An 8429-nucleotide genomic window follows, 5' to 3' on the forward strand; every position below is an offset into this window, starting at 1 on the left:
CCTCGAAGGGCTGGCGAGATGACGTCGCCGGCTCTTCGAGAGCTGCCGAAAACTTCGTCCACATGAGCAGCACCCGAGGGCATATCCGGGCCGCTGCGAAATGCTGGTTCATGAGCTGTCCATCAGGCCGTGGTGTCCGCGGAACGCGCGGGAGGGCGGAGACGGATCCGTTCGTCGTTGCCTTCGAGTTCCAGGCGGCGGGCGAGGACCGAGTTGTTGCTGGCTTGGCTTTCGTGACAGTTGATTGCAGCCCGCTGTATGGCGCGGTCGACGGCGATGTCCACGGTCCCGTCGCCGTCGAGGGCGACGAACGTGGTGTCGAACTCGGCGTTGAGCTTCGCGGCGACGGCGGGGGCGACGCCCCACTCGAGCACCATCAGCTGATGACGGTCGGCGACGCGATGAGCTGTGGCGGTCGCGGCCTGGTGATCGGGGTGTCCGGTGACGCCGCCCGGTTCGAACACGACGAGCGTGGCCGCATCACCGAGGTTGTCTTGCACGACCTCGTCAAGGGCAGCGGGCGCGATCTCGCGCAGATGACCGTCGGGAAAGTCGTGGAGCACGATGTCGCTGACGCCCAGGCGTTCGGCGGCGGCGGTCAGCTCGTCACGGCGCACGGTCGCAAGGTCCGCGACGGCTCCGAGGGTGCTCGCTTCACCGTAGGTCAGGCACACCACCCGCACGACGGTCCCGGCTGCGGTCAGTGCGGCTAGTACGGCACCCAACCCGAAGCTTTCGTCGTCAGGATGGGCCAGCACCGCCAATGCCGGCCCGCGGCCGGCGACGTCATCGAGCACTGACGTACCCCCGCCGCTAAACACCTCGGCCGCCTCGGCGGTGGCGTCGGCCCTCTGATGTTCGGTGGGGCTCGCACCAGACGAACAGCGGCGCAGCCCCCGCACGATGGCCGGAGGTCGACCTACGGTGTTTGGCCATCGTGGTCATCTCGGGTGGGAGAGATCGCGGGAACGCGTTCCATGCCATCGTTTACGGTCCGGGTGCGGCGTTCTCGCTGCTGGAGGCCCGTTCAGCGTGGAATTCGTTGAACGCGGCAAAGGCGCGGGGCCCGTATACGGTGGCCGGCCCACCGGCCATCATGATCGCGACGCCGATGGCTTCGGCCGCTTCCTGCGGTGTGCTGCCCTGTATGGCCGCGCCACGCGCATGTGCGGCAATGCAGCCATCGCATTGCGTGCTCACAGCGATCGCCAAGCTGATCAGTTCCTTGGTCTTGGCGTCGAGCGCCCCGGCGGTCAGGGACGCTGCGTAGAGTTGTCCGAAGCTCTCGTAGATCTGCGGGATCGCCTGGCGCAATGCCCGGGCGGGTGCGCGAAGTTCCTGTTGGACATCCTTGCCGTAGCCCATGCTGTGCCTGCCTCCCACTGTTCGTTGTCGTGGCCTGATGGTGGTCAATGCGGGGTGCCGTCGGTGCCGGGGTTCTCGTGTCTGGAGGTCAAGCACTGCGGGGGCAGGGGGAACCAGCGCAGCGCTTCGAAGTGCGCGGGGAGACGAGTCGGGCCGTCGGGGACCTTTTCCGGGCGGGCCTCGAGCAGCGTGCGGGCCTCGCGCAGGTGGTCGACCAGTGCGGCCTCGTCGAGGGTTTCGCGTTCGGTCGGGTAGTGCAGGATGCCCGCGGTGTCGTAGAACAGGTCGGTCAGCCGCAAGGGCGGCTGACGAACTTCTCCACGGTGGTGCCACAGGCCAGTATCGGGGCTGAAGGTGTAGTCCGTGAGGAGCCGATGGCCGTACCGGGCCAGCAGCTCCACGGCCTCGATCAGGTAGTCCCGCACAGTGTCGGAAATGAAGTAGTTGAAGTTGATGCGGGTCCAGCCGGGTTTGATGCCCTCGCAGCCCAGCGCGATCTCGTCTCGGAAGGCGCGCGACTGGTGCGGGTCGATGCCCAGGAGCCGATGCCCGTACGGGCCGGCACAGGAACAGCCACCGCGGGCCTGGACCCCGAACAGATCGTTGAGCAGCGCCACGACGTAGTTGTGGTGCAGGTAACGATCGGTGCCCGATCTGAGGCGGAAGGACACGATGGACAGCCGTCGCGCATCAGGGGGGCCGAGAATCTCGATACTCGGATGGCGGTGCCACCGGTCCAGGGCGTGGCACCACAGACGTCGTTCTCGCTGCTCGATGAGGTCGGTCCCCACGGCGTCCTTGAGGGCGAAGACCAGGCCGGCGCGGATCGACTCGATGATCGCCGGGGTGCCTCCCTCTTCCCGGGCCACGGGATCGTCGAGGTAGCGGTGGCCGATCGGGTCCACGAAGGCCACCGTGCCCCCACCCGGCACGGTGGGCACGGTGTTACGCACCAATTCGCGGCGGATCACCAGCACCCCCGGGGTCTGGGGACCGCCGACGAACTTGTGTGGCGAGAGGAAGATCGCATCCTTGTAGTCGCCGCGCCCGGGAGTGCTCTCCCGCATCCGGATCGGGACATACGGTCCGGCGGCCGCATAGTCCCAGAAGGACAACGCGTCGTGCTCGTGGAGTAGGGCGGCGATCCGGTCGGTGTCCGACAGAACGCCGGTGACATTGGAGGCGGCCGAGAAGCTACCGATGCGCAGCGGCCGGTCCGAGTGCTCGATCAGTTGCTGCTTGAGTTGCTCCACGTCGATGTGACCGTCAGCGTCTTCGTCGATCACCACCAGGTCAGCGATTGACTCACGCCACGGCAACTCGTTGGAATGGTGTTCGTAGGGGCCGACGAACACCACGGGGCGTGGCGAGTCGGCGATCTGCTCGTCCCAGCCGTAGCGTGCCGCCAGCCCGGACGGGACACGGAGTTCGAGGATTCCGACCAGCTTGTTCACCGCCCCCGTCGCTCCGGACCCGCAGAAGATCACCAGATCGTTCTCGGTGCCGCCGACGGCGTCGTGAATGAGTTGGCGTGCGTCCTGCCGCAACAGTGAGGTCTGCAGTCCTGTGCCGGAACTTTCGGTGTGAGTGTTGGCGTAGCGCGGGAGCACTTGTCTGCGGATGAAGTCCTCGAGGAAGTCCAGTGACCGTCCCGAGGCGGTGTAGTCGGCGTAGGTGATCCGGCGTCGACCGTAGGGGCCGTCCAAGATCTCGCCCTCACCGATGATTCCCCGCCTGATCCGTTCGAGCAGGAGCGAGGTGGGGGCCGATTCTGCTGAGGTATCGGAGCTCCCGGTCACCACCGTCATACGGAAACTCCCTCCTCCAACAAGGTGTTCGCCCCCCACTGTGGCCACAGTGCGCTCGAAGGCGGGGGCTGCACAAGGGCCGTTAGGCCCGGGCGTGAGAGCTGGATCGCCGGCCGGTGACGCCAGTGGGCGGCCAATCAGTCGACGTCGGCCGACCCGCGGCACCGGCGCTCGACGACACGTTCGCCGGGGTGTCGACGGTTTCCCGAACCCCGGGCTGAGCATGTCCACCCATCCCCGAGTGCAGGTCCGGCCCGGGCCGGCAGAGCGGTGCGGCGTCGTACGCGGGCGGTGACACTCGGCCCTTCCGCCCGGTGATGCCGCCGGAAGACCAGCGCTGGGTTGCTCTCACACAAGCTTCACACTTCGGGACGGGGTCCCTTCACTCATGGTGAGTTAACTCGGTGGGGAGAGAAAGGTGGTGCCGGTGATGAACAACTGGCGAAGAACAGTGACAGCACTCGCGGCAGGAGCGACGATCGCAGTCGCTGGATTCGGGGCGGCCGTCGCGTCAGCACAGGAACCGGACGAGAGTGCTGGGGGTGCGCTGTCCTCCCAGGAGCAGTCCGACCTGGTGATGATGCGGGAGGAGGAACGCCTGGCACGAGACCTGTACCAACAGTTCGCACAGCAGTGGGGAGCCCAGATCTTCGAGCGCATCTCCACCAGCGAACAGCGTCACTACGATGCCGTCGGCACTCTGCTCGGCCGGTACGGTGTGAGCGACCCGTCGGCCGGGCTCGCGGCGGGAACCTACTCCGACCCGCAGCTGCAGAGCGCCTACGACGGTTGGCTCGCCCGCGGCCTGGCCTCGGTCGAGCAGGCGTACGCGGTCGGGGCTGAACTCGAGGCCGCCGACATCACCGAGTTGACGACCGCGATCGAGGTCAGTGACGAGGACGCGATCGACCGCGTGTACGGCAAGCTGCGCACCGGTTCCGAGCACCACCTGGAGGCCTTCCGGGCGGCCCTGACCGGCGAGGAGCCGGCCGGCGGACACTCGCCGGGCCAAGGGCAGAAGCACGGGCAGGGCAAGGGGCAGAAGCACGGGCAGGGCCAAGGGCAGAAGCACGCGGAATAATGCACGGTCTCCGGGCGATCGGTCCGCTGGCGGGTGCAGCCACCCGGCGCACGTCGCGGAATGTACGGCTCGCGGGCCGGTCCGCTCGGGGCAACCCCGGTGCAGGTTTCCCTCGTTGCGGAAGACCGGGTTGTGTCAGCGTCGGATCGGGTGGTCGCTTCGAGTGGGCAACTGCAGGGTGAACCGTGCTCCGTGACCGCGGCCGGGAGAGTCGGCCGACAGGTCGCCGCCGTGGGCGCGGGCGATACCCCGGCTGATGGTCAAGCCGATGCCGGAGCCGAGATCGTGCTCGCCCCGGCGCCTGGACGGTACCCGGTAGAAGCGTTCGAAGATCCGTTCCACATCGTCCGGGTCGAGTCCCTCACCGGTATCGGTGACGGTGACCGTGGCGACGTCTCGATCCGCGGTGATGTCGATGTTCACGCCGCCGACCTCGGTCGCGGCGAGGGCGTTGCCGAGCAGATTGATCAGCACCTGCGTGATCCGGTCTGCATCGGCACACACCATCACCGGCCGGGGCGGCGGGTGCACGGTCACGGTCAGGCCGGCATCGTCGAATTGGGGGCGCATCCGACCGGTGACCTGTACGACGAGGTCGGACAGATCGATGTCGGCCGGGTGCAGGTCCAAACGACCTTCCTCCGCCCGGGACAGGGTGGACAGATCATCGGCGAGCCGGCGCAACCGGCCGACCTCGGTTTCGATCTGGACCAGCTCTGCCGCGTCGAAGACACCGTCGAGGACACCCTCGGCGTAGCCATCGATCACGGTCAACGGGGTGCGCATCTCATGCGCCACCTCCGACAGCAGCCGGACCCGCCGGGCTTCTGTGTCGGCGAGGCGGACGGCGAGATCGTTGACGTCGGCGGCGACCGCAGCAAGTTCAGCCTCCGGCGGCACCGGGATGCGGTACCGGTAGTCGCCGGTGGCGATCGCCCGAGTGCCCGAGCGCACCGACCTCAGCGACCGCAGCAGGCGTCGGGACGCCAGCAGCCCCAGCGCGGCGGCGGTGATCACTCCGGCGAGCACACCGAGCAGCAACGCCGTCGTGACCGCATCGGCCACGACCTCCCGTAACGGAGAAGACCCGTTCGTGCGGTTGCGGCCGCTGCCGGGGCCGGTGGCGCGTTCTTCGAACACCGCCGGCGCCGCGACACGGACGACGGCGAACGTGACCAGTGCTCCGACCACCGCCACCAGCACATGGGAAGCGAACAGTCGCATCGTCAAGCTCGGCATCGGGAGCCGGAGACCGCGGTTCACCGGTCGGCCCCGGCCGTGGCCACGAACTTGTAGCCGACTCCGCGGACGGTCCCGATGAAGCGGGGGTCGGCGGCGTCGTCGCCGATCGCCCGGCGGATGCTGCGGATGTGCACGTCCACGACCCGCTCGTCACCGAAGAAGTCTCCACCCCACACTTTCTCGAGTAGTTGCCTGCGTGAGTACACACGGCCGGGGGACCGTGCCATCGCCAGGAGCAGGTCGAACTCGAGCGCGGACAGTTTCACGGGTGTGCCGTCGACTGTCACTTCCCTGGTGTCGGGATCAACGGTGAGACCGGAGGCCGATACTCGGGAGGGTGCGTCCGGGGCGCCTCGGGCGCGGCGTAGGACGGCACGGACGCGGGCGGCGACTTCTCGGGGTGCGAACGGCTTGGTTATGTAGTCGTCGGCGCCGACCGCCAGACCCACCAGCTTGTCGACCTCTTCGGCGCGCGCGGTGACCAGCACGACGTACACGTCGGAGAATCCGCGGATGCTGCGCAGTACCTCGAGACCGTCGAGGTCGGGAAGGCGGATGTCGAGCAGCACCAGATCGGGACAGCGGGACTGCACCAGGGTCAATGCTTGCGAGCCTGTCGCGGCTTCGATGACGTCGTAGCCGTCCGCCTCGAGATAGCCACGCAGGACGCGACGGATATGGGGTTCGTCGTCGACGACGAGGACGCTACGAGGCACGGTTCTCCTCTTCAGGTCCGGTGAGTGTAGATCCGGCGGGCCGCAGGACCGGGCAACGGACCGCTCTGGACAGAAAGATCGGTCGAGGCGTTCGACGAGGGTCGATCGACGGCGACTCCGGGCACACTGTATCGCTTCAGTAGTCGCCCGATCGCGTCGTGATGACGCTGCTCGCCGTCGGAAATGTTGCCGAAGATCGGCACACCCCACGCCTGATGGGACCGCCGGTACAAGTCGCGCGCCAGCCGTTCCTCCTCGCGCATCAGGAGCAGGTCCGCCCGCTCGCTATCGGACAGGGGCATCGGTCACCGATCCCGAACTGTCGTCGACGTCCGAACACCCGATCAGCGCCCTGCTTGCCGCCAGACCTCTTCTCTTGTCGTGCCCCTCTGCGGACCGAAAGCCCCTGCACCGGACTTCACGTGCTGGACGGCCTCTCCTCGGGTGGCGGGGTACGGTCGCCGTCCGCCTCGCGGTCACTGCTTTCGATCACCGCCGTGACCTGCCGACCTCCACGGCCCGAGCCGACGTGCGCTTCGGCCCGTATGCGCTCGACCAGGTGGGGACTGTCTGAATAACGGTGGGTCCGGGTTGGCCTGACACGCCGAGCAGCGAGCTTGGCGGGAAGGATCGACCGTGACGGAAACGCTGGAATGAAGTGCCCCAGGTTTAGTTCCTATGTGGGTGCGAGGAGCACCTCAGGGAGCATTCCGATCGCACGCTCGAGCTATGAATGCTGAGCGAGACGACAACGGCCCGCCCCGCACAGCGGGACGGGCCATTTCGCTCGAGGGATCAGCTCGTCGCGGCCGCGAAGCTCGGCTTGAGCAGGTCCAGCACGTACGGAACCGAATTCGGCGACGGCGCGTTGAGACCGGTGATCTGCGACTGCGACATGAAGGTGACCGCGTTGTTCTTCACGGCCTTCAGATTCTTGTAACCCGGTAGCTTGCGGAGGGTTTCGGCCTGCTCCGGCGTCGCGGTGGCGACGACGAGGACGTCGGCGTCGAGCATCGGGATGTTCTCGGTGCTCAGGCCGAAGCGGGGATTGCGGGTGCGCTGGTACTCGGCGACCAGCTTCGGTGCCATCTCCATCTTCAGTTCGCTGAAGAGCTTCGCCGCGCCGTCGTTCGGGTCACCGAGAACCGACAGCTGGTCGTTTCCGTACATGAAGGCCAGCGCGTAGGTCTTGCCGGCGAGACCGGGGAACTCCTTGCCGACGGCGGCGACCTTCGCGTTGGTGTCGTCGATGATCTCGGTCGCCTTGTCCGGCTGGTGCAAGACGGTGCCCATGACCGTCACCATGTCCTGCCAGGGGTCGATCTCCTGGCCGCTGATGGAGTTGACCGTCGGCGCGAGCTTCGCGATCTGTTCGAATTCCGGGCTGTTCGAGGCGAAGCCGGGTGCGAAGATCAGATCCGGGTCGAGCTTGGCGATGGTCGTCGCGTCATCGCCCTTGGTCGGGTCGATGAACGTCGAATCGGCGAGCTTCTGGCCGTACCACGGCTGCAGTTCTCCCGTCGCCGACTTGGAGTAGTCGTAGTAGCCGACCGGGGTGACACCGAACGAGAGCGCCACGTCGGTCCACTGGTCGCCCAGGGTCACGATCCGCTTCGGCGTCTCCGGGATGGTCACCGACCGACCGTCGGGCAGGTTCAGTTGCACCGACCCACCGGCCGAGTCGTCGGAACTCGAACAGCCGGCCAGCAGGCCCGCGAACATGAGCACACCCGTGATGAGCGCGCCGAAACGAAGTCGTGAGGTCACGTCAGATCTCCAGAACAGTAGGTGTCGACGAACGGTGAGGGTCTCAGAGCGAGCAGGGCAGCAGGACGAAGCTGGCGATGAGGCAGACGCTGCTGTTCGACAGCTTCCACTTGTCACCGCTCCACACCCAGGTCATCGCACGGTTCTGGCTGCCCCGTCCGACGACGCTGATCTGCAGGGGGGCGGTCATCTTGTTGCCGCTGATCTGCACCGGACCGACCATCTGGTAGCTGAGGCCGACATTTCCGTAGGTGGTGATCGCCTGGGCGACCGCGTCGATCTGACGCAGGGCACGCTCGCCGCCCTGGAGTTCGGCGGCGCGAGCGGCACGGTTGCCGCGAGAGTTCATGACGATCTTGACCTTGGTGTTGAGCTGGCCTGGCGTCAGCGCCGTCGGGGCCGCGGCGGCCTGCTGCTGCGGGGGCGCGGCAGAAGTGCCCGGCGCGGGTG

Annotated in this window: 9 protein-coding genes; 1 reads left to right on the forward strand and 8 read right to left on the reverse strand. The window is 67.2% G+C overall.

Features of this window, described 5'->3' with window-relative positions:
- Window positions 1–122 precede the first annotated feature (122 nt).
- From GOAMI_RS03460 to GOAMI_RS03470, 3 genes are all read right to left on the reverse strand, one after another.
- On the reverse strand, window positions 123–797 hold the full coding sequence (locus tag GOAMI_RS03460; RefSeq protein ID WP_006434999.1) for a PIG-L deacetylase family protein: 675 nt from the start codon (window positions 795–797) through the stop codon (window positions 123–125).
- A gap of 190 nt (window positions 798–987) precedes the next feature.
- Entirely contained in the window at window positions 988–1365 is a 378-nt protein-coding gene (locus GOAMI_RS03465; protein ID WP_040004542.1) for a carboxymuconolactone decarboxylase family protein, read from the reverse strand.
- Between the two features lie 44 nt (window positions 1366–1409).
- A complete protein-coding gene (locus GOAMI_RS03470) occupies window positions 1410–3173 on the reverse strand; it encodes an aminotransferase class V-fold PLP-dependent enzyme (protein ID WP_006435001.1) in 1764 nt (587 codons plus the stop codon).
- Between the two features lie 451 nt (window positions 3174–3624).
- On the opposite strand from GOAMI_RS03470, the gene GOAMI_RS03475 reads away from it, so the two are divergent.
- Window positions 3625–4254, forward strand: coding sequence for a DUF2202 domain-containing protein (locus GOAMI_RS03475; protein ID WP_255219175.1), 630 nt, complete (start codon window positions 3625–3627; stop codon window positions 4252–4254).
- Between the two features lie 135 nt (window positions 4255–4389).
- Here the strand turns inward: GOAMI_RS03475 and GOAMI_RS03480 are convergent, their stop codons facing one another.
- From GOAMI_RS03480 to GOAMI_RS03500, 5 genes are all read right to left on the reverse strand, one after another.
- Window positions 4390–5493, reverse strand: a complete 1104-nt coding sequence (locus tag GOAMI_RS03480) for a sensor histidine kinase (RefSeq protein WP_210738537.1) — start codon at window positions 5491–5493, stop codon at window positions 4390–4392.
- Between the two features lie 20 nt (window positions 5494–5513).
- A complete protein-coding gene (locus GOAMI_RS03485) occupies window positions 5514–6212 on the reverse strand; it encodes a response regulator transcription factor (protein WP_006435004.1) in 699 nt (232 codons plus the stop codon).
- 11 nt (window positions 6213–6223) lie between these two features.
- Complete coding sequence (locus tag GOAMI_RS03490) at window positions 6224–6514, reverse strand: DUF2202 domain-containing protein (RefSeq protein ID WP_006435005.1); 291 nt, start codon at window positions 6512–6514, stop codon at window positions 6224–6226.
- 493 nt (window positions 6515–7007) lie between these two features.
- Complete coding sequence (locus GOAMI_RS03495; protein WP_006435006.1) at window positions 7008–7979, reverse strand: ABC transporter substrate-binding protein; 972 nt, start codon at window positions 7977–7979, stop codon at window positions 7008–7010.
- Window positions 7980–8022: 43 nt separating this feature from the next.
- Window positions 8023–8429, reverse strand: a 407-nt coding sequence (locus tag GOAMI_RS03500; protein WP_006435007.1) for an MTB12 C-terminal domain-containing protein, incomplete at its 5' end; no start/stop codon positions are given.

The sequence above is a fragment of the Gordonia amicalis NBRC 100051 = JCM 11271 genome (genome assembly GCF_000332995.1).
Lineage (GTDB): Bacteria > Actinomycetota > Actinomycetes > Mycobacteriales > Mycobacteriaceae > Gordonia > Gordonia amicalis.